The sequence below is a fragment of the Trinickia mobilis genome, from assembly GCF_017315705.1.
GTDB lineage: Bacteria > Pseudomonadota > Gammaproteobacteria > Burkholderiales > Burkholderiaceae > Trinickia_A > Trinickia_A mobilis.
Map to the genome: position 1 here is coordinate 118,688 of NZ_JAFLRF010000009.1, position 18,054 is coordinate 136,741.

The window sequence follows — 18,054 nt, forward strand, 5'->3', positions numbered from 1 at the left end:
AAAGGCGTGCCGCGCATCACCTCAATCCCGCGGCGGCCAGCCTGAGCGCGAAGCCGTCGTCGGCAGCGGACGCCCGGTCTCGAGAAACGACTTCAAGCTCGACAGCCAGGCTGCTGACAGAACGCTGTCAGCAGGCCCGTCGCAGACTTCAATCACGCGCCATCCGGCGCTTTGTCCGGCTTACCGCCACTCTTTTCGGAGACCGTCATGTCTGCCGCCACTCTCGCATCCACCCGCGTGCTGTCCTGGTTCGAAATTCCCGCGATGGATTTCGAACGCGCCGTCCGCTTCTACGAAGCCGCGCTCGACGTCCCGCTCCAGCGCGAAATCTTCGGCGGCGTGCCGATGGCCGTGTTCGCGCACGAAGAAGGCGCCACGGGCGGCGCGATCGTCTTCAACCCGCAGCACGCGAAGCCGGCCGCCGATGGCGTGCTCGTGTATCTCGACGCGACGCCCACCGTCACCGGCGCGCTCGCGCGCATCGAGCGTGCCGGCGGCAAGAAGCACGGCCCGGCCGTCGAGCTGCCGAACAACATCGGCTATATCGCGTACTTCGCCGATAGCGAAGGCAACCGCGTCGGCCTGCATTCGCTGAAGCTCGCGTGATGTGAGTAGACGGCGGCGTCCGGAGCGCGGCGCTATCATCGCGGAATCGCCGCGATTCGACTGTTCGCCGTCCTTCTAACATGAAACAGCCCCCACGCTCACTTCGTTCGCTGCCCCCCGAGGGGGCGGTCAGTGCACTTGGGGCGGCCCGGCGCGCACTGACATGACCCGCCGCGCCGACCGCCTGTTTCAGATCGCCGAGTTGTTGCGCGGCCGGCGTCTCACCACCGCACAGCAGTTGTCGGAATGGCTGTCCGTGTCGCCGCGCACCGTGTACCGGGACGTGCGCGATCTGCAGTTGTCCGGCGTGCCGATCGAAGGCGAAGCGGGGATCGGTTACCGGCTGAGCCGTTCCGCGAGCCTGCCGCCGCTCACGTTCACCGCCGACGAACTGGCCGCACTCGCGGCCGGCGCGCGGATGATCGAGACCTGGGGCGGCGCCGGGCTCGCAGGCGGCGCCCGCAGCGCGCTCGCGAAAATCGCGTCCGCGATGCCCGCCGACAAGCGCGCGACGCTCGAACGCCTCGCGGTGTTCGCGCCGTCGTTTCATATCGACCGGGATTTTTCGGCAAAGGTGGATGCGCTTCATCGAGCCGTCGATACGCACCACGTCGTGAGCTTCGCGTATCGGGACCGGCTGGGGCAGGAGACCGAGCGGCGCGTATGGCCGCTCGGACTTGTCTACTGGGGCGGGCGCTGGACAATCGGCGCGTGGTGCGAGCTGCGTTCGGACTTCCGCAATTTCGACATCGCGCGCATGACGAGCGTCGAGCCGCACGAACCGTTTCCCGATGTCGAGGGAAGGCGGCTCGCGGATTATCTGCGGCGCGTCAACGCGCCTTCGAACTGACGGGCTGATGAAGAGCTCGATGCCGGTTGCATACAACTGCAAGCAGGCGTTGAGCGCGTTACAAGCAGCGGCAAATTGCGCATTCAATTAGTATAACTTTTCACATAGACTGTTGGGTTCCTTAGTCACGAATAAGTGGTGGCACGCTATCGCCGACGACTGCGCGGCCCACGGCGAAAAATTCACTATCCGCCCATTCAAAGCCACCAAACCATACGAGGGCTCAGCTCAATAAGACTGCGCCGCGCCTGCTGACGCCAAGCCAAACGCGCATACCGAAAACGGTATGCGCGCTGCACCCGCTCAATCGACGGACTTCACCATATCCTCGATCACCTTCTTCGCATCGCCGAAAACCATCATGGTCTTGTCCATGTAGAAGAGGTCGTTGTCGAGCCCCGCGTAGCCCGCCGCCATCGAGCGCTTGTTGACGATCACCGTGCGCGCCTTGTACGCCTCGATGATCGGCATGCCCGCGATCGGCGACTGCGGATCGTTCTTCGCCGCCGGATTCACTACGTCGTTCGCGCCGAGCACCAGCACCACGTCGACCTGGCCGAACTCGCCGTTGATGTCTTCCATCTCGTGGACGATCTCGTACGGCACTTCGGCTTCCGCGAGCAGCACGTTCATGTGCCCCGGCATGCGGCCCGCGACGGGGTGAATGGCGTACTTCACGTCGATGCCCTTCTCGACGAGCTTGTCGGTGAGTTCCTTCAGTGCGTGCTGCGCGCGTGCGACGGCCAGCCCGTAGCCCGGCACGATCACCACCGTCTCCGCGTTGCCGAGCATGAACGACGCATCCTCGGCCGAGCCCGACTTCACCGGCCGCTGCTCGGCCGCGCCGCCTGCCGCCGCCGCGCCCGGCTCGGTGCCGAAGCCGCCCAGCAGCACGTTGAAGAACGAGCGGTTCATCGCCTTGCACATGATGTACGACAGAATCGCACCGGACGAGCCGACCAGCGACCCGGCGATGATCAGCATCGCGTTGTTCAGCGAGAAGCCGATGCCCGCCGCCGCCCATCCCGAGTACGAATTGAGCATCGACACGACGACCGGCATATCCGCGCCGCCGATCGGGATGATGATCAGCACGCCGAGCGCGAACGCGATCAGCGTCATGATGATGAACGGCAGCCACGATTGCGTGAGGAAGAAGATCACGCCGAAGCCGATCATGCCGAGCGCGAGCATCAGGTTGATCAGGTGCTGCCCCGGGTAGACCACTGGCGCGCCCTGGAACAAGCGGAACTTGTACTTGCCCGAGAGCTTGCCGAACGCGATCACCGAACCGGAGAACGTGATCGCTCCGACGAACGTGCCGATGAAGAGCTCGATGCGGTTGCCGTAGGGCAGGAAACCCGGCACCGAATTGTCGGGATCGACGAGGCCGAACGCAGCCGGCTCCGACACCACCGCATAGGCGATGCACACCGCCGCCAGACCGATCAGCGAGTGCATCGCCGCGACGAGTTCCGGCATCTTCGTCATCTCGACGCGCGCGGCGATATACGCCCCCACCGCGCCGCCCACCACCAGCGCCGCGAACAGCAGGCCGAGCCCGAGGCCCAGATTCGAGCCGAGCGCGGCTGCCTGCTTCATGATCAGCGTGACGGTCGTGCCGATCGCGATCGCCATGCCGACCATCCCGAACATATTGCCGGCGCGCGCGCTCTTCGGATTCGACAGCCCCTTGAGCGCCTGGATGAAGCACACCGATGCCACGAGGTACAGCAGCGTAACGACGTTCATGCTCATTTACGCACCCTCCTTCGGACCGGCGATCTTTTTGGGCTCTTTCTTCTTGAACATCTCGAGCATTCGCCGGGTGACCAGGAACCCGCCGAACACGTTGACCGCCGCGAGCGCGACCGCGACCGGGCCGAAGAACTTGCCGGGGCCGACCGTCAGGCCCGTGGCGAGCATCGCGCCGACGATCACGATCGCCGAGATCGCGTTGGTGACCGCCATGAGCGGCGTATGCAGCGCGGGGGTCACGTTCCAGACGACGTGGTAGCCGACGTACACCGCCAGCACGAAGATGATCAGATTGATGACCGTGTGATTGATGATTTCCATCGCCGTCCCCTTAAGCCTTGCGCGTGACTTCGCCGTCGCGGGCCAGCAGCGTGGCCGCGACGATGTCGTCCGCGAGATCGATGTTGAGCGTGCCTTCCTTCGTGACGATCAGCTTCAGGAAGTCGAGCAGGTTGCGCGCGTAGAGCGACGAGGCGTCCGCCGCGACCATGGACGCAAGATTCGTGAAGCCGACGATCGTCACGCCGTGCCTCACCACCACCTGATCGGCCTCGGTGAGCGGGCAGTTGCCGCCCCGTCGTCCATTGTGGCCTTCGAACTCGGGGCCGCGTCCGGCCGCCAGGTCGACGATCACCGAGCCGGGTTTCATGGCCTGCACGGTGTCGATGGAGATCAGCGTCGGTGCGGGGCGCCCCGGGATCAGCGCGGTCGAGATGACGATGTCGGCTTGCTTCGCGCGCTCGTGGACCGCCACCGACTGCCGCGCCAGCCAGCTCGGCGGCATCGGCCGCGCATAGCCGCCGACGCCTTCGGCCGCTTCGCGCTCTTCTTGCGTTTCGTAAGGCACGTCGATGAACTTCGCGCCGAGCGATTCGATCTGCTCCTTGACGGCGGGCCGCACGTCGGAAGCTTCGATCACCGCGCCCAGGCGCTTGGCCGTGGCAATCGCCTGCAAGCCCGCGACGCCCGCGCCCAGCACCAGCACGCGCGCGGCTTTTACGGTGCCCGCGGCGGTCATCAGCATCGGCAGGAAGCGCGGATAGCGCTCGGCGGCGACGAGCACCGCCTTGTAGCCGGCGATGTTCGCCTGCGACGACAGCACGTCGAGACTCTGCGCGCGCGTCGTGCGCGGCGCGGCTTCGAGCGCGAACGCGGCAACCCCGGCGCTCGCCAGCAGCGCGGCGTTCTCGGCGTTGAAAGGATCGAGCATGCCGACGAGCACGGCGCCGCGCTTCATCAGCGGCAGCTCGGCTTCGGTGGGAGATTGGACCTTGAGAACGAGATCGGCGCCGAACGCGGCAGCCGCATCGACGAGCTCCGCGCCCGCGGCGGCGAATGCTTCGTCGGTGAAGCTCGCCGCGGTGCCGGCGCCCCTCTGAATCGTGACGCGATGACCCTGGCCGACGTATTTCTTGACTGTCTCGGGCGTCGCGGCGACGCGCGTTTCGTTCGCACGTGTCTCGGCTGGCACTCCGATGTGCATTGTTGATTCCTCCTCTGCCTTCTTGTTGTAAAGCGAAGATCGACCGGCGAAGCACGCCGGCTCTTACAGTAACGGCCACTTAGGGCCACGGATTCACCGCGTCACTTTAACCGAAACTGCGCGAGCGCTGGAATTTGGTCCAACCCGACAGGTCGCGTGCCGGCGCAGGTCCGGCAGCCCGGCCGGGCAAACGGTAAAATGCGCGTCTATGAAACCGGAAACCTGGGCCCCGCATGTGACGGTGGCGGCGATCGTCGAGCGCGACGGGCGTTTTCTCGTCGTCGAAGAACATACCTCCGACGGTTTGCGCATCAACCAACCGGCCGGTCACTTGGAGGCGGGCGAAACGCTCGTCGAAGCAGTCGTGCGCGAGACCCTCGAGGAAACGGCGCATCCGTTCACGCCCGAGGCGCTGGTCGGCGTCTACATGGCGCATTTCTTCAGTACGCGCCGGGCCGCCCCAGGCGTACTGACGCCCCCTCGGGGGGCAGCGAACGCAGTGAGCGTGGGGGCTGTTTCAGCCCAGCCGGATAGCTGCGGCACCACTTACTTGCGCTTCACGTTCTGCGGGAAAAGCGGCAAGGTGCTGGCGGAACGCGCGCTCGACGCCGACATCGTCCGCACGCTGTGGCTCACCGCCGACGAGTTGCGCGCCTGCACCGAGCGCCACCGTACGCCGCTCGTCATGCATTGCGTCGACGATTACCTCGCAGGCCGGCGCTTCCCGCTCGACTTCGTGCACACGCATTCGGTCGGGCCCAAGACAGAAAGTCAGTGAATCCATGAGCAAGCAACGAGTGGTGGTGGGCATGTCGGGCGGCGTCGATTCGTCGGTGACCGCGTGGCTGCTCAAAGAACAGGGGTACGAAGTCGTCGGCCTCTTCATGAAGAACTGGGAAGACGACGACGACAGCGAGTACTGTTCGACGCGGCAGGACTGGATCGACGTCGTCTCGGTCGCCGACTTGATCGGCATCGACGTCGAGGCGGTCAACTTTGCCGCCGAATATAAGGACCGCGTCTTCGCGGAGTTCCTGCGCGAGTACTCGGCCGGCCGCACGCCGAACCCCGACGTGCTCTGCAACGCCGAGATCAAGTTCAAGGCGTTTCTCGATCACGCGATGTCGCTTGGCGGCGAGACGATCGCGACCGGGCACTATGCGCGCGTGCGCGAATTCGACGGCCGCTTCGAGCTCTTGAAAGCGCTCGACCCAACGAAGGACCAGTCGTACTTCCTGCACCGCCTGAACCAGGCGCAGCTTTCGAAGACGCTCTTCCCGCTGGGCGAGATTCCGAAAACGAAAGTCCGCGAGATCGCCGCGCAGATCGGCCTGCCGAACGCGAAGAAGAAGGATTCGACCGGGATCTGCTTCATCGGCGAACGGCCGTTCCGCGACTTTCTGAACCGCTACCTGCCGACGCAACCGGGACCGATGAAGACGCCGGACGGCAAGACCGTCGGCGAGCATATCGGGCTCGCGTTCTACACGTTCGGGCAGCGCAAGGGGATTGGGCTCGGCGGCAGCAAGACGGGCAGCGGCGAGCCGTGGTTCGTCGCGGGCAAGGACATTCCGTCCAATACGCTCTACGTCGCACAGGGGCACGACCATCCGTGGCTGCTGTCGGAAACGCTGATCGCGGGCAACCCGAGCTGGGTCGCGGGTGCGGCACCCGAGCCCGGCAAGCGCTGCGGCGCGAAGACCCGCTACCGGCAGGCCGACGCGGCCTGCACGTTCGCCACGGCCGACGCCTTTAGCGGCTCCAACGGATCCGAAGGCGAGCCTTTCGAATTGGGGTTCGCTACCGCGCAATGGGCCGTCACGCCCGGCCAGTCCGCCGTGCTCTACGACGGCGACATCTGCCTCGGCGGCGGCATCATCGAGCACGCCGCCACCGCTCAGCCGGCCACCCGCCGCCCCGAAGCGGCGCTCCTCGCAGCACGCTGAAACTTATTGCGGGTAGACTTGGCGCTCGCCGTTGCGGCGGCCCGTGACCGCTTTGGAGCCCTTATGTTCTCTCGACGCTATCTTGCAATGTGGTGCGCCGTGCTGCTCTTGGTGGCCGGCGCCATCCTCGCGGCGCGGCATTCGATCTCGTGGCCGTGGGTCCTGCTCCCGCTCGCGCTCGTCGCGTTCGGCCTCTTCGACCTGAGACAGGAACGCCACAGTATCCTGCGCAACTACCCGCTGTGGGGCCACCTGCGCTTCATGTTCGAGTTCATCCGGCCGGAGATCCGCCAGTACTTCGTCGAAGACGATACCGACGAAAAACCGTTTTCGCGCGCCCAGCGCAGCATCGTCTACCAGCGCTCGAAGAACGAAGTCGACAGCCGCCCGTACGGCACCGAGCTCGACGTCAAAGCCGTCGCGCACGAGTGGATCAGCCATTCGCTCGCCCCGACCCAGCTCGCCGGACACGATTTCCGCATCACCGTCGGCGCCGACCGCGCGCAGCCGTACTCGATGTCGATCTTCAACGTTTCGGCGATGAGCTTCGGCTCGCTGTCGGCGAACGCGATCCGCGCGCTGAACCTAGGTGCCAAGAAAGGCAACTTCGCGCACGACACCGGCGAAGGCTCGATGTCGAAATATCACCGCGAGCACGGCGGCGACATCATCTGGGAGGTCGCCTCGGGCTACTTCGGCTGCCGCAACGACGACGGCACGTTCAACGCCGACAAGTTCGCGAAGCAGGCACGCGAGCCGCAAGTGAAAATGATCGAAGTGAAGCTGTCGCAAGGCGCGAAGCCCGGCCACGGCGGCGTGCTGCCGGCCGCGAAGATCACGCCGGAGATCGCGGAGACGCGCGGGGTGCCGATGGGCCGCGACTGTATCTCGCCCGCGTCGCACTCGGAGTTCTCGACGCCGCGCGGCCTGCTCGAATTCGTCGACCGTCTGCGCAACCTGTCGGGCGGCAAGCCGACCGGCTTCAAGCTCTGCATCGGCCATCCATGGGAATTCTTCGGCATCGCGAAGGCCATGCTGGAGACGGGGATTGCGCCGGACTTCATCGTCGTCGACGGCGCCGAAGGGGGCACGGGCGCGGCGCCGCTCGAATTTACCGACCACGTGGGCGTGCCGCTGCAGGAGGGCTTGCTCCTCGTTCACAACACGCTCGTCGGCATCGGTTTGCGCGACAGGATCCGTATCGGCGCGAGCGGCAAGATGATCACCGCGTTCGATATCGCGAAGACGCTCGCGATCGGCGCAGACTGGGTGAACGCCGCGCGCGGCTTCATGTTCGCCGTGGGCTGCATCCAGGCGCAGACCTGCCACACCGGCCGCTGCCCGACCGGCGTCGCGACGCAGGACCCGGTGCGCCAGCGCGCGATCGTCGTGCCCGACAAGGCCGACCGCGTCTTCAACTTCCATCACAACACGCTGCACGCGCTGCAGGAGATCATCCAGGCGGCGGGCCTCGAACATCCGTCCGACCTGCGCGCCCATCACATCGTGCGGCGCGTGTCGTCTCATGAGGTGAAGCTGATGTCGCAGCTGTTGTGCTATCTCCAGCCGAACGATCTCTTGACCGGCAACTATCGCTACTGGCTGTACGAGAATTGGTGGCCGCTCGCGCGCAGCGATTCGTTTGCGTTGAAGGACGACGGCGCGATGGCGGCCTGAGCGAGGCAAGCGCTCAAGTTTGCGGCCGGCACATCAGCGACCAACGCTGAAGGGCTGCCAACAAGTAGTCGGCGATCAACGCCACCCCGCCCAACGCGATCATCGCCGCCAACACGCCGCTCGCGTTGAACTCGCGCAGCGAACTCGCGATCACGCACCCGATTCCCTGCGTCGCGCCGAGAAACTCGCCGGCGAGCGTTCCGGCGAGCGCCAGCGCAAACGCCATGCGCAGGCTCGCGAGCGCCCCGCGCAGCGCTGCGGAAATCACCTCGGGGACGGTCGGGCGCCGCGCCGCAGACGTCGAACCGTCACCGCGAAGCGTGCTGTCGACCTCGGACGCGCGCTGGTACGCATTCCCGAACGCGATGAAGAACGCCATCACAACGGCGAGCGCGATCTTCGACGTCATCCCCGAACCCAGCGCGATCACGAAGATCGCGCCGAGCACGATCAGCGGCAACGCGTTGGCGATCCTGATGTAAAAGCCGAACACCTCGGCAAGCAGCGTATTGCGAACGAGAACGATCGCGCCCCCCGCCCCCGCGATCGATCCCACGACGAGTCCCAGCAAGGCCTCCTCGAACGTGACCTGCAGTTGCACGAGAAGCGGCCCTTGAGCGGTGCCTTCGCGAAACCAATAAAAGAGCTGCAGCGCGATCGCCGACGGCATCGAATAGAAGAACGGATCGAGCCAATTGCGCCGCGCGGCGAATTCCCATCCGATCGCCACCAGCAGCACCAGCGCGACGCGCAGGCCGATCACGAGCTTGCGCCGCGAGCGTGGTGGCTTGCGTCCGGTGAGTTCGGCTTGCCCGGGTCCCGCATCTGCGATGCGAGACGGCACGCCATGAGACATGGGTTGATTCATCGCCGTCCGCCTTGACTGAGCTCTTGAGAACACCGTACACGTCGGCCCGCACGGGGTCCGTGCGGACACGAACAATGGCTTGCCGGCGCGGCGAATGATGATCGGAATGTCGGACTATCGGCGGCTGCGCGGCAATATTTTCCTTTACCGCGCAGCGCTTCGGCTCAAGCCGGAACGGTATCGATAAACGACTGCCGCTGGGACAGCTTCGCGAAATGCTTGTCGAGATTCGGGTGCTTGTCGCGCCAGCTCGATTCCGGAAAGCGGAAGTCGAGATAGCCGAGCACGCAACCCAGCGCGATGTCGGCGAGCGAATAGTGGTTGCCGGTGCACCAAGCATTGCCGCCGAGCCCCTGCGACATGGCGACGAGCCCTTCGTCGACCTTGCGCTGCTGGCGCTCGACCCACGATTCGACGCGATGCGCCTCCGGACGCTGCGTGCTCTCCACGCGAATCAGCACGGCCGCGTCGAGAATGCCATCGGCAAGCGCTTCCCAGCAGCGCACTTCGATGCGCTCGCGCCCCGACTGCGGAATCAGCTTGCCGACCGGCGACAACGTATCGACGTATTCACAGATCACACGCGAATCGAACACCGCTTCCCCGTCTTCCATCACCAGGCACGGCACCTTCCCGAGCGGATTGAACTGGTGAATACCCGTGTTCGGCGCCCAGACATCCTCGAGCACCAATTGGTAGTCGATTTTCTTTTCGGCGAGCACGACCCGCGCCTTGCGGGTAAACGGGCTGCTGAGCGAACCGATTAATTTCATCATCTGCTTTTCTCAATTTTGAGAGGAAGAGTATACGTTGCCGACGATCATACCGGCGGTCGCCAGACGCCATCATATCGGCCGTTTCAGGCATGTGGATGGAATGCAACAGCGCGGCCGGCGGGGCCCCCCTCTAACGACAACGCGGCACGGTGCCCGCCGGATGACCGGCGCGCGCTCGACTTAAAAGTGTTGATGAATGGAGCGCCCCCAACTTGGGGCGGCCCGGCGTTTTCTTGAGAGCGCTACAATCGCACGATGAATCAGCCGACCGAACTCTCCCTTGCCGCCGGCGCCCCGAAGGAAGTCCCCTTGGGGGACGCCCGGAAGGAAGTCCCTCGCCTCGCAGGAAGCCCCCTTCGGGGAGTGGAGGACATCTACCGCGGCCGCCGCGAACGCGTGCTCACCGCGCTGCGCGCCGCGGGCGGCGGACTCGCCATCGTCCCGACCGCGCGCGAAGCGCTGCGCAACCGCGACGCCGACTACCCCTACCGGCACGACAGCTACTTCTATTACCTGACCGGCTTTGCCGAGCCGCAAGCCGTGCTCGTGCTCGATGCCGGCGCAGCGCCGGGCGAGCCGGCGTCGATCCTCTTCTGCCGCGAGAAGGACCCGGCGCGCGAGACCTGGGAGGGCTTCCGTTTCGGCCCGGAAGGCGCGCGCGAAACGTTTGGCGTCGACGCCGCGTTCCCGATCGACGCACTCGACACCAAGATGCCGCGCCTGATCGCCGATGCCCCTGCGCTGCACTACGGATTCGGTGCGTCGGCGGAACTGGACGACCAGGTGCGCCGCTGGCTCGACGCGGTGCGCGCGCAAAGCCGCAGCGGCGTGGTGGCGCCCGCCGCGCTGCGCGACCTGCTGCCGGTGCTCGACGAGATGCGGCTCATCAAGGACGACCACGAGCTCGCGATCATGCGCCGCGCCGCCAGAATATCGGCCGAGGCGCACCGCCGCGCGATGCAGGCGTGCCGCCCGGGAGTCCGCGAGTACGAACTCGAAGCGGAACTGCTGTACACGTTCCGCCGCCGCGGCGCCCAGGCTCCGGCCTACGGTTCGATCGTCGCCGCCGGCGCCAACGCGTGCGTGCTGCACTACCCAGCCGGCAACGCGGTCGCCAAGGACGGCGACCTGATCCTGATCGACGCCGCCTGCGAACTCGACGGCTACGCGTCCGACATCACCCGCACCTTCCCGGCGAACGGCCGTTTCTCCCCGGCCCAGCGCGAGCTGTACGACATCGTGCTCGCCGCCCAGCAAGCCGCCATCGACGCGACCCGCGCCGGCGCGCACTTCGACACCCCGCACCAGGCCGCCGTGCGCGTGCTGTCGCAAGGGCTCCTCGACACGGGCATCGTCGACCGCCAGCGCTTCGCGTCGGTCGACGACGTGATCGCCGAGCGCGCCTACGCGCCGTTCTACATGCACCGCACGGGCCACTGGATCGGCATGGACGTGCACGACTGCGGCGACTACCGCGAACGGCATGCCGCGCCGGACGAAACGGGCACGCCGTCGTCGCGCTTGCTGAAACCGTCGATGACGCTCACGATCGAACCCGGCCTTTACGTGCGCGCGAGCGAAAACGTGCCGGAGCGTTATTGGAACATCGGCATTCGCATCGAAGACGACGCGATCGTCACCCCCGGCGGCTGCGAGCTGATGACGCGCGACGTGCCGGTCAAGGCCGACGAGATCGAAGCGCTGATGCGTGAAGCACAGGCCGGCACGCCGGGCGAATGAACAGCGAATCCGTACGATGAAAGACGCACCCGCGGCCGGCGCGCACCCGGCAACCACCGCCGCTGCCGAGCAGCCATTCGATTTCGACGTGACGATCGTCGGCGCCGGGCCAGTGGGCCTCGGGCTCGCCGCCTGGCTCGCGCGGCGCAGCGCGACGCGGGCGCTGTCGATTGCGCTCGTCGACGCGCGCGAACCCGAAAGCGCGTCCGGCGACCCGCGCGCGATCGCCGTCTCGCAAGGCAGCCGCATGCTGCTCGAACCGCTCGCAGCATGGCCCGCGGACGCGACCGCCATCGAACGCATTCACGTGTCGCAGCGCGGCCACTTCGGACGCACGCTGATCGAACACGACGAGCATGAACTGCCCGCGCTCGGCTACGTCGCGCGCTATGGGTCGATCGTGAATACGCTTGCGCGCGCCGTGCGTGGCACGCACGTCCGCTGGTTCACATCGACGTCGGCCCTGCCGCCGCTGCGCGGACACGACAGCGTCACGCTGCCGATCGAGAACGCACAGGGCGCACGCAGCCTGCGCACGCGCGTTCTCGTGAACGCGGAAGGCGGCGTGTATCACGACCAGCGCCGCACCGGCTCGAGCCTCGAGCGCGCGGACGGCGGCCAGGCCGGCAGCACGCGCGACTACAAGCAGACCGCGCTTGTCGGCACCGTCACCGTGTCGGCGCCGCAGCCGCATGTCGCGTGGGAGCGCTTCACGTCCGAAGGGCCGATCGCGCTCTTGCCGATGGGCGGCCCGCGCAACGCGGACTACTCGCTCGTCTGGTGCTCGGATCCCGACGAGGCCGCGCGCCGGGCACAGCTTCCGGACGCCGAGTTCCTCGCCGAGCTCGGCACGGCGTTCGGCTCGCGCATGGGGCGCTTCGAAGCGATCACCGGCCGGGCGTCGTTCCCGCTCGGACTGAATGCCGTCGACATGCTCGTCAAAGGGCGCATCGTCGCCATCGGCAATGCCGCGCAAACGCTGCATCCGGTCGCAGGCCAAGGGCTGAACCTCGGTTTGCGCGATGCGCATGCGCTCGCCGATGCGCTTTCCGAATTCGGCGCGACGCCGCTTGCGCTGGCGTCGTTCGCCGAACGCCGCGCGCTCGACCGGCGCCTGACGATCGGCGCCACCGACACGCTCGCCCGCCTCTTCACGATCGACTTCGCGCCGCTCGCGACGCTGCGCGGGCTGGCGCTGGCGGCGCTCGAACTGATGCCCGCGGCCAAGACGGCGCTCGCGCGACAAATGATGTTCGGGCAACGTCGCTGACGTTCCGCTCCCCCGCTCATCCGAGCTTACGAGTCGTAGAGGTAGGGGCAGTTCATCAGAAAAAAGCGACACTGGTGGAAGCACCGCTACTTGGGTTACGGCAGTTTGGCCCGCAGCTTGTCTAACCATGTTGGGGGCAGCGTTACGAATCCTTCCCCGTCCTTGGCGTTGAAGTCGTATTGCACATCGTTGCCTATCCAAAGCAAGCGTGGAACCTCGGGGTCGACATAGCTTCGCTCCGCCAGCAGTTCGCCACTACGCGCGTCATAGAGCCGGAACACTACACCCCACTCGTTCGGCAAATAGCACGTTTCCCCGATGTAGTTTTCGACGGTTTCGCGCCGGCACTCACGCGCCCCGGACCGGTTCAGCGCATCATAGCAATATGGCATGCTCGCAATTACCACTGCCAACACAGCTAGTCTGAAAAGTCGCACTCGCCTTGGCTTGGGATCCCTCATAGGTCAAACTCGACAATTAGTGGCACTTTCAACCTGAGCAGCCTTTTATCCGAGTACAAAACCAGATCGCCACCTTGCCCGTGCTTGAGTTGCCATTGCCGATAATCCTTATTGCGGACGGGGTAATAGATGTTGCCGTCTGAAATCATGCCGTCCCTGGCAACGGGAAACATAGGCCAATCCCACGTTGTCATCTCTCCGGCGAGAGTGGCCCCAGGCACGATGATAAATCCCTTTTTATTCCAATGCCCCAAGTATTGCGAACCGCTCTTGATAGCGCCGTGCAGGTATGAATTATTGCGATCATGGAATGTAAAAACATCTCGCATGTAGATTGCGATGTCGTGCACCTCGACGCGCATGCGCCCGCCTTGCCTCCCATAAAAATAGTGGCCACCAATTGCAGCATTAAGAGTAAAAGCACCAAGTGATCCATATAGATCATCCATGAACAGGCCATTTGGCGCAGCAGCACCTCTCAAGAACATGAATAATTTATCCGAAAAACCGGAATCCACCTTCGTTAACTGAAATTGAAATTCCTTATGGTACTGATGCATATTTCTTTCGCTTAATTTCCATCCGTCGCGATAGTAGGGTGACGGATTGTGGCGCCCAAACATTCTAATGATCTCTCGCCTTGCCGCGTTCGAGTGGATCTCCACATCTATTAGCTCATCATACTTCTCTTTTGCACGCGGAAAACCCAATATCCAATCCAGCTTGAACATGTTTGTATCAATCATGCTTGGCGGAAACGGCTTCCCATTCTGATTGATGCCAAACCTGGCTCCGTCGTCGGTATTGGCGTAGTTCAATTCCCCGGCAAACCACTTGCGCATGACTTTGGCCGACATCGGCCAGCCGATTCGTTCCATTGCGTCCGGAATGTCTTGCAAATCGAACGGCTTGACGCGCGGCTTCTTGACGGCTGGTGCTGCGGCGGCAGGCGGGGGCTTGGGCGGCGACGGTGTATTCAGCCAATCGCGAAAATCCAGCCCGAGTTCAATCAGATTCACCCATGGATCCTTGGGCGAGCGCTTGGGTTCGGGCGGCCTCTCCGGCACCGGGGTCGGCGGCGGTTGGTCGCGCAAGGGCAGCGCGAGTTTGTCGCTGGCGAGTGCAAACTCTTCAATGTTCAAAGGCGTGCAACTCTCATTGCGTTTCCACTTCCACGGCAAGAGCAAGCCCGGCGTGTAGTAGGGAAGTTGTTCGTTGTTGCCAGCCACAGTGTCAGCCTCCGTTTCAGTTGATAGCCCTCCATCAGCGCCCAAAGGGGCTTGGAAATAAATCAGCAAACTCCTAAATCAGAGCGGGATGTCCCTGTCGTCGCAGCGCGCCGACCCGGGCCAGTTCTGTGGGTCGGGCGCATAACGCGCCAGTACGTCCGCATCCGAGGCAACATAGAAGGATCACGTAGACAGGCACGCCACGCCGAGAGACGTGGGCGAAGGCCGGCCCGTTAACGCTAAAATATGCGTTTCCCGTAGCACCTCGCTTAACCGCCCTCAGGCGCGCCCGCCCGTCCAGCCATGCCTACGCTCGGTTCCCACAATCTGCGCAACAACCTGTTCGTCGCCCCGATGGCCGGTGTGACGGACCGGCCGTTCCGCCAGCTATGCAAGCGGCTTGGCGCGGGCTACGCGGTGTCCGAGATGGTCGCGTCGAACGCGCAGCTCTGGAAGAGCGAGAAGACGATGCGCCGCGCGAACCACGCAGGCGAAGTCGAGCCGATCGCGGTCCAGATCGCGGGGGCCGACCCGGCGATGATGGCCGAAGCCGCGCGCTACAACGTGGCAAACGGCGCGCAGATCATCGACATCAACATGGGCTGCCCAGCCAAGAAGGTCTGCAACGTCGCGGCCGGCTCGGCGCTTTTGCAAAACGAGCCGCTCGTCGTGCGGATCGTCGAGGCCGTCGTCGCGGCGGTCGGCATCGGGCCGGACGCCGTCCCCGTCACGCTGAAGATCCGCACCGGCTGGAACCGCGAGAACAAGAACGCCGTCAAGGTGGCGCGGCTTGCCGAAAACGCCGGCATTTCGATGCTGACCGTGCACGGCCGCACCCGCGCCGATCTCTATCACGGCGAAGCCGAGTACGAGACGATCGCCGCGGTGAAGGCCGCGGTGCGCATACCGGTCGTCGCGAACGGCGACATTACGTCGCCGCAAAAAGCCAAGGCCGTGCTGGCGGCCACCGGCGCCGACGCGATCATGATCGGCCGCGCGGCGCAGGGACGGCCGTGGCTGTTCCGTGAAATCGAGCATTTCCTGCAAAACGGCGAGTTGCTGCCGCCTCCGCGCATCGACGAAATCCAGCAGGTCATGAACGAGCATCTGGAAGACCACTACGCGTTCTATGGCGAATTTACCGGCGTGCGTACTGCGCGCAAGCACATCGGCTGGTACACTCGCGGCCTTTCGGGCGCCAATGCATTCCGTCACCGGATGAACACGCTCGATACGACACGCGAACAACTGCTCGCCGTCAATGCGTTCTTCGACGAGCAGAAAACGCTCTCCGATCGTCTCGTCTACGTCGACGACGAAACCGGCGAGCCGGACAAAACCGACCGATTAGCAGCATGAGCAAGCACAACATCGAACAATGCGTCCGCGACAGCCTGGGCATGTACTTCCAGGATCTCGACGGCTCGAATCCGCACGACGTCTATGAAATGGTGATGTCGTGCGTCGAAAAACCGATGCTCGAGGTGGTGCTCGAGCAAGCGGGCGGCAACCAATCGCTCGCCGCCGAATATCTCGGCATCAACCGCAACACGTTGCGCAAAAAGCTGCAGCAGCACGGCCTGTTGTAAATTCGCGAAGCCCCCGTCCCTCCTCGGCCTTTTCATCATGATCAAGCAAGCGCTCATCTCCGTTTCCGACAAGTCCGGCATCGTCGAATTCGCCAAATCGCTGTCGGAGCTCGGCGTCAAGATCCTGTCGACCGGCGGCACCGCGAAACTGCTCGCGGACGCGGGGCTTTCCGTCACCGAAGTCGCCGACTACACCGGCTTTCCGGAGATGCTGGACGGGCGCGTGAAGACGCTGCATCCGAAGGTGCACGGCGGCATCCTCGCGCGCCGCGACCTGCCCGAGCACATGGCGGCGCTCAAAAAGCACAACATCCCGACGATCGACCTGCTCGTCGTGAACCTCTATCCGTTCGTCGCGACGGTGTCGAAGGACGAGTGCACGCTCGAGGACGCGATCGAAAACATCGACATCGGCGGCCCGACGATGCTGCGCTCCGCCGCGAAGAACCATCGCGACGTGACGGTGGTGGTCGACCCGGCCGACTACGCGACGGTGCTCGACGAAATGCGCGCGCACGGCAACAAGGTCAGCTACGAGACGAACTTCCGTCTGGCGACGAAGGTTTTCGCGCACACCGCGCAATACGACGGCGCGATCACGAACTACCTGACCAGCCTGACCGAAGAGCTGCAGCACGCGCAGCGCAACACGTATCCGGCCACGTTCAACTTCGCATTCGAGAAAGTGCAGGATCTGCGCTACGGCGAGAACCCGCATCAGAGCGCGGCGTTCTACCGCGACATCGCCGTGCCGGCCGGAGCGCTCGCGAACTATCGCCAGTTGCAGGGCAAGGAGCTGTCGTACAACAACATCGCCGACTCCGACGCGGCCTGGGAATGCGTGAAGACCTTCGACGCGCCGGCTTGCGTGATCATCAAGCACGCGAACCCGTGCGGCGTGGCGATCGGCGCGAACGCGAGCGAAGCGTATGCGAAGGCGTTCCAGACGGATCCGACCTCTGCATTCGGCGGCATCATCGCGTTCAATTGCGAAGTCGACGAGGTCACGGCTCAGGCCGTCGCGAAGCAGTTCGTCGAGGTGCTGATCGCACCGTCGTTCTCCGATGCTGCGAAGCAGGTGTTCGCCGCGAAGCAGAACGTGCGCCTGCTCGAAATCGCGCTGGGCGCAGGCCACAACACGTTCGATTTGAAGCGCGTCGGCGGCGGTCTGCTTGTGCAGTCGCTCGATGCGAAGAACGTGCAGCCGCACGAGCTGCGCGTCGTCACAAAGCGTCATCCGACGCCCCAGGAAATGGACGATCTGCTGTTTGCATGGCGCATCGCGAAGTTCGTGAAGTCGAACGCGATCGTGTTCTGCGGCAAGGGCATGACGCTCGGCGTCGGCGCAGGCCAGATGAGCCGCGTCGATTCGGCGCGCATTGCAAGCATCAAGGCGCAAAACGCGGGCCTCTCGCTGAACAGCTCGGCGGTGGCGTCAGATGCGTTCTTCCCGTTCCGCGACGGCCTCGACGTCGTGGTGGCAGCAGGCGCGACCTGTGTGATCCAGCCGGGCGGCTCGATGCGCGACGACGAAGTGATCGCCGCCGCCGACGAGCACAACATCGCGATGGTGGTGACGGGCGTGCGGCACTTCCGTCACTGAGTCCGGCGCGCTTGCGGCGTCTGCCGAGAAACCCGGCGGCTTTGCGGCAGCCGGGTTTTTTGTCGACCCGAGTTGGCGCTTTAGCGGTTACTCGGGTCTCATGCACCGCTGTTGGTGCGACATATCGCACGGCTTTCTTTTGCAGGACGCTCGCGTTCGTCGCCCGTCGCCCGTCGCCGATCGCCGATCGCCCTATTC

17 protein-coding genes are annotated in these 18,054 nt (G+C 64.6%); 10 read left to right on the forward strand and 7 right to left on the reverse strand.

Annotated features, from left to right (window positions below; all coding sequences use genetic code 11):
* Positions 1-207 precede the first annotated feature (207 nt).
* A complete protein-coding gene (locus tag J3489_RS14780) occupies positions 208-606 on the forward strand; it encodes a VOC family protein (protein WP_206999188.1) in 399 nt (132 codons plus the stop codon).
* A gap of 163 nt (positions 607-769) precedes the next feature.
* Positions 770-1,456 (forward strand): helix-turn-helix transcriptional regulator, encoded by a 687-nt coding sequence (locus tag J3489_RS14785; protein WP_206999190.1) that lies wholly within the window; start codon positions 770-772, stop codon positions 1,454-1,456.
* Positions 1,457-1,759: 303 nt separating this feature from the next.
* Here the strand turns inward: J3489_RS14785 and J3489_RS14790 are convergent, their stop codons facing one another.
* Genes J3489_RS14790 through J3489_RS14800 form a run of 3 tightly spaced genes read right to left on the reverse strand, consistent with a single transcriptional unit; the run spans position 1,760 to position 4,697 of the window.
* The gene (locus J3489_RS14790; protein ID WP_206999191.1) at positions 1,760-3,214 is read right to left on the reverse strand and encodes an NAD(P)(+) transhydrogenase (Re/Si-specific) subunit beta; all 1,455 of its coding nucleotides are present in this window, start codon (positions 3,212-3,214) and stop codon (positions 1,760-1,762) included.
* Entirely contained in the window at positions 3,215-3,535 is a 321-nt protein-coding gene (locus tag J3489_RS14795; protein WP_206999193.1) for a proton-translocating transhydrogenase family protein, read from the reverse strand.
* A gap of 10 nt (positions 3,536-3,545) precedes the next feature.
* Positions 3,546-4,697, reverse strand: a complete 1,152-nt coding sequence (locus J3489_RS14800; protein WP_206999195.1) for a Re/Si-specific NAD(P)(+) transhydrogenase subunit alpha — start codon at positions 4,695-4,697, stop codon at positions 3,546-3,548.
* Positions 4,698-4,905: 208 nt separating this feature from the next.
* Between J3489_RS14800 and J3489_RS14805 the strand changes: the two genes are divergently transcribed.
* The 3 genes from J3489_RS14805 (at position 4,906) to J3489_RS14815 (ending at position 8,320) form a co-directional block, all read left to right on the forward strand.
* Positions 4,906-5,475, forward strand: a complete 570-nt coding sequence (locus J3489_RS14805) for an NUDIX hydrolase (protein ID WP_206999197.1) — start codon at positions 4,906-4,908, stop codon at positions 5,473-5,475.
* A 4-nt stretch (positions 5,476-5,479) separates the two neighbouring features.
* Positions 5,480-6,643, forward strand: coding sequence for a tRNA 2-thiouridine(34) synthase MnmA (gene mnmA, locus J3489_RS14810; protein WP_206999199.1), 1,164 nt, complete (start codon positions 5,480-5,482; stop codon positions 6,641-6,643).
* Positions 6,644-6,706: 63 nt separating this feature from the next.
* The gene (locus J3489_RS14815) at positions 6,707-8,320 is read left to right on the forward strand and encodes an FMN-binding glutamate synthase family protein (RefSeq protein ID WP_206999201.1); all 1,614 of its coding nucleotides are present in this window, start codon (positions 6,707-6,709) and stop codon (positions 8,318-8,320) included.
* 13 nt (positions 8,321-8,333) lie between these two features.
* Here J3489_RS14815 and J3489_RS14820 read toward each other — a convergent pair whose 3' ends face one another.
* The gene (locus J3489_RS14820) at positions 8,334-9,176 is read right to left on the reverse strand and encodes an ABC transporter permease (protein WP_206999422.1); all 843 of its coding nucleotides are present in this window, start codon (positions 9,174-9,176) and stop codon (positions 8,334-8,336) included.
* Positions 9,177-9,352: 176 nt separating this feature from the next.
* Complete coding sequence (locus J3489_RS14825; protein ID WP_206999203.1) at positions 9,353-9,964, reverse strand: glutathione S-transferase C-terminal domain-containing protein; 612 nt, start codon at positions 9,962-9,964, stop codon at positions 9,353-9,355.
* Positions 9,965-10,219: 255 nt separating this feature from the next.
* Here J3489_RS14825 and J3489_RS14830 point away from each other — a divergent pair, with 255 nt between their 5' ends.
* Together J3489_RS14830 and J3489_RS14835 are read left to right on the forward strand one after the other, a co-directional pair.
* Entirely contained in the window at positions 10,220-11,704 is a 1,485-nt protein-coding gene (locus J3489_RS14830) for an aminopeptidase P N-terminal domain-containing protein (RefSeq protein ID WP_206999205.1), read from the forward strand.
* Positions 11,705-11,720: 16 nt separating this feature from the next.
* Positions 11,721-12,974, forward strand: coding sequence for a UbiH/UbiF/VisC/COQ6 family ubiquinone biosynthesis hydroxylase (locus tag J3489_RS14835; RefSeq protein ID WP_206999207.1), 1,254 nt, complete (start codon positions 11,721-11,723; stop codon positions 12,972-12,974).
* A gap of 95 nt (positions 12,975-13,069) precedes the next feature.
* Here the strand turns inward: J3489_RS14835 and J3489_RS14840 are convergent, their stop codons facing one another.
* Positions 13,070-13,366, reverse strand: a complete 297-nt coding sequence (locus tag J3489_RS14840; RefSeq protein WP_206999209.1) for a hypothetical protein — start codon at positions 13,364-13,366, stop codon at positions 13,070-13,072.
* A gap of 65 nt (positions 13,367-13,431) precedes the next feature.
* Entirely contained in the window at positions 13,432-14,664 is a 1,233-nt protein-coding gene (locus J3489_RS14845; RefSeq protein ID WP_309491373.1) for a DUF6402 family protein, read from the reverse strand.
* A 303-nt stretch (positions 14,665-14,967) separates the two neighbouring features.
* Between J3489_RS14845 and dusB the strand changes: the two genes are divergently transcribed.
* Genes dusB through purH form a run of 3 tightly spaced genes read left to right on the forward strand, consistent with a single transcriptional unit; the run spans position 14,968 to position 17,856 of the window.
* Complete coding sequence (gene dusB / locus J3489_RS14850) at positions 14,968-16,023, forward strand: tRNA dihydrouridine synthase DusB (protein WP_206999211.1); 1,056 nt, start codon at positions 14,968-14,970, stop codon at positions 16,021-16,023.
* Positions 16,020-16,253, forward strand: a complete 234-nt coding sequence (locus J3489_RS14855; RefSeq protein ID WP_137333806.1) for a Fis family transcriptional regulator — start codon at positions 16,020-16,022, stop codon at positions 16,251-16,253. Before dusB ends, J3489_RS14855 begins: the two co-directional genes overlap by 4 nt.
* Positions 16,254-16,290: 37 nt before the next feature.
* The gene (gene purH / locus J3489_RS14860) at positions 16,291-17,856 is read left to right on the forward strand and encodes a bifunctional phosphoribosylaminoimidazolecarboxamide formyltransferase/IMP cyclohydrolase (RefSeq protein WP_206999212.1); all 1,566 of its coding nucleotides are present in this window, start codon (positions 16,291-16,293) and stop codon (positions 17,854-17,856) included.
* The last annotated feature ends 198 nt before the right edge of the window (positions 17,857-18,054 follow it).

Bases quoted from the DNA above. Each gene is read 5' to 3' on its own strand.
- J3489_RS14780 (WP_206999188.1), top strand. From the start codon at position 208: ATGTCTGCCGCCACTCTCGCATCCACCCGCGTGCTGTCCTGGTTCGAA.
- J3489_RS14785 (WP_206999190.1), top strand. From the start codon at position 770: ATGACCCGCCGCGCCGACCGCCTGTTTCAGATCGCCGAGTTGTTGCGC.
- J3489_RS14790 (WP_206999191.1), bottom strand. From the start codon at position 3,214: ATGAGCATGAACGTCGTTACGCTGCTGTACCTCGTGGCATCGGTGTGC.
- J3489_RS14795 (WP_206999193.1), bottom strand. From the start codon at position 3,535: ATGGAAATCATCAATCACACGGTCATCAATCTGATCATCTTCGTGCTG.
- J3489_RS14800 (WP_206999195.1), bottom strand. From the start codon at position 4,697: ATGCACATCGGAGTGCCAGCCGAGACACGTGCGAACGAAACGCGCGTC.
- J3489_RS14805 (WP_206999197.1), top strand. From the start codon at position 4,906: ATGAAACCGGAAACCTGGGCCCCGCATGTGACGGTGGCGGCGATCGTC.
- mnmA (WP_206999199.1), top strand. From the start codon at position 5,480: ATGAGCAAGCAACGAGTGGTGGTGGGCATGTCGGGCGGCGTCGATTCG.
- J3489_RS14815 (WP_206999201.1), top strand. From the start codon at position 6,707: ATGTTCTCTCGACGCTATCTTGCAATGTGGTGCGCCGTGCTGCTCTTG.
- J3489_RS14820 (WP_206999422.1), bottom strand. From the start codon at position 9,176: ATGTCTCATGGCGTGCCGTCTCGCATCGCAGATGCGGGACCCGGGCAA.
- J3489_RS14825 (WP_206999203.1), bottom strand. From the start codon at position 9,964: ATGATGAAATTAATCGGTTCGCTCAGCAGCCCGTTTACCCGCAAGGCG.
- J3489_RS14830 (WP_206999205.1), top strand. From the start codon at position 10,220: ATGAATCAGCCGACCGAACTCTCCCTTGCCGCCGGCGCCCCGAAGGAA.
- J3489_RS14835 (WP_206999207.1), top strand. From the start codon at position 11,721: ATGAAAGACGCACCCGCGGCCGGCGCGCACCCGGCAACCACCGCCGCT.
- J3489_RS14840 (WP_206999209.1), bottom strand. From the start codon at position 13,366: ATGCCATATTGCTATGATGCGCTGAACCGGTCCGGGGCGCGTGAGTGC.
- dusB (WP_206999211.1), top strand. From the start codon at position 14,968: ATGCCTACGCTCGGTTCCCACAATCTGCGCAACAACCTGTTCGTCGCC.
- J3489_RS14855 (WP_137333806.1), top strand. From the start codon at position 16,020: ATGAGCAAGCACAACATCGAACAATGCGTCCGCGACAGCCTGGGCATG.
- purH (WP_206999212.1), top strand. From the start codon at position 16,291: ATGATCAAGCAAGCGCTCATCTCCGTTTCCGACAAGTCCGGCATCGTC.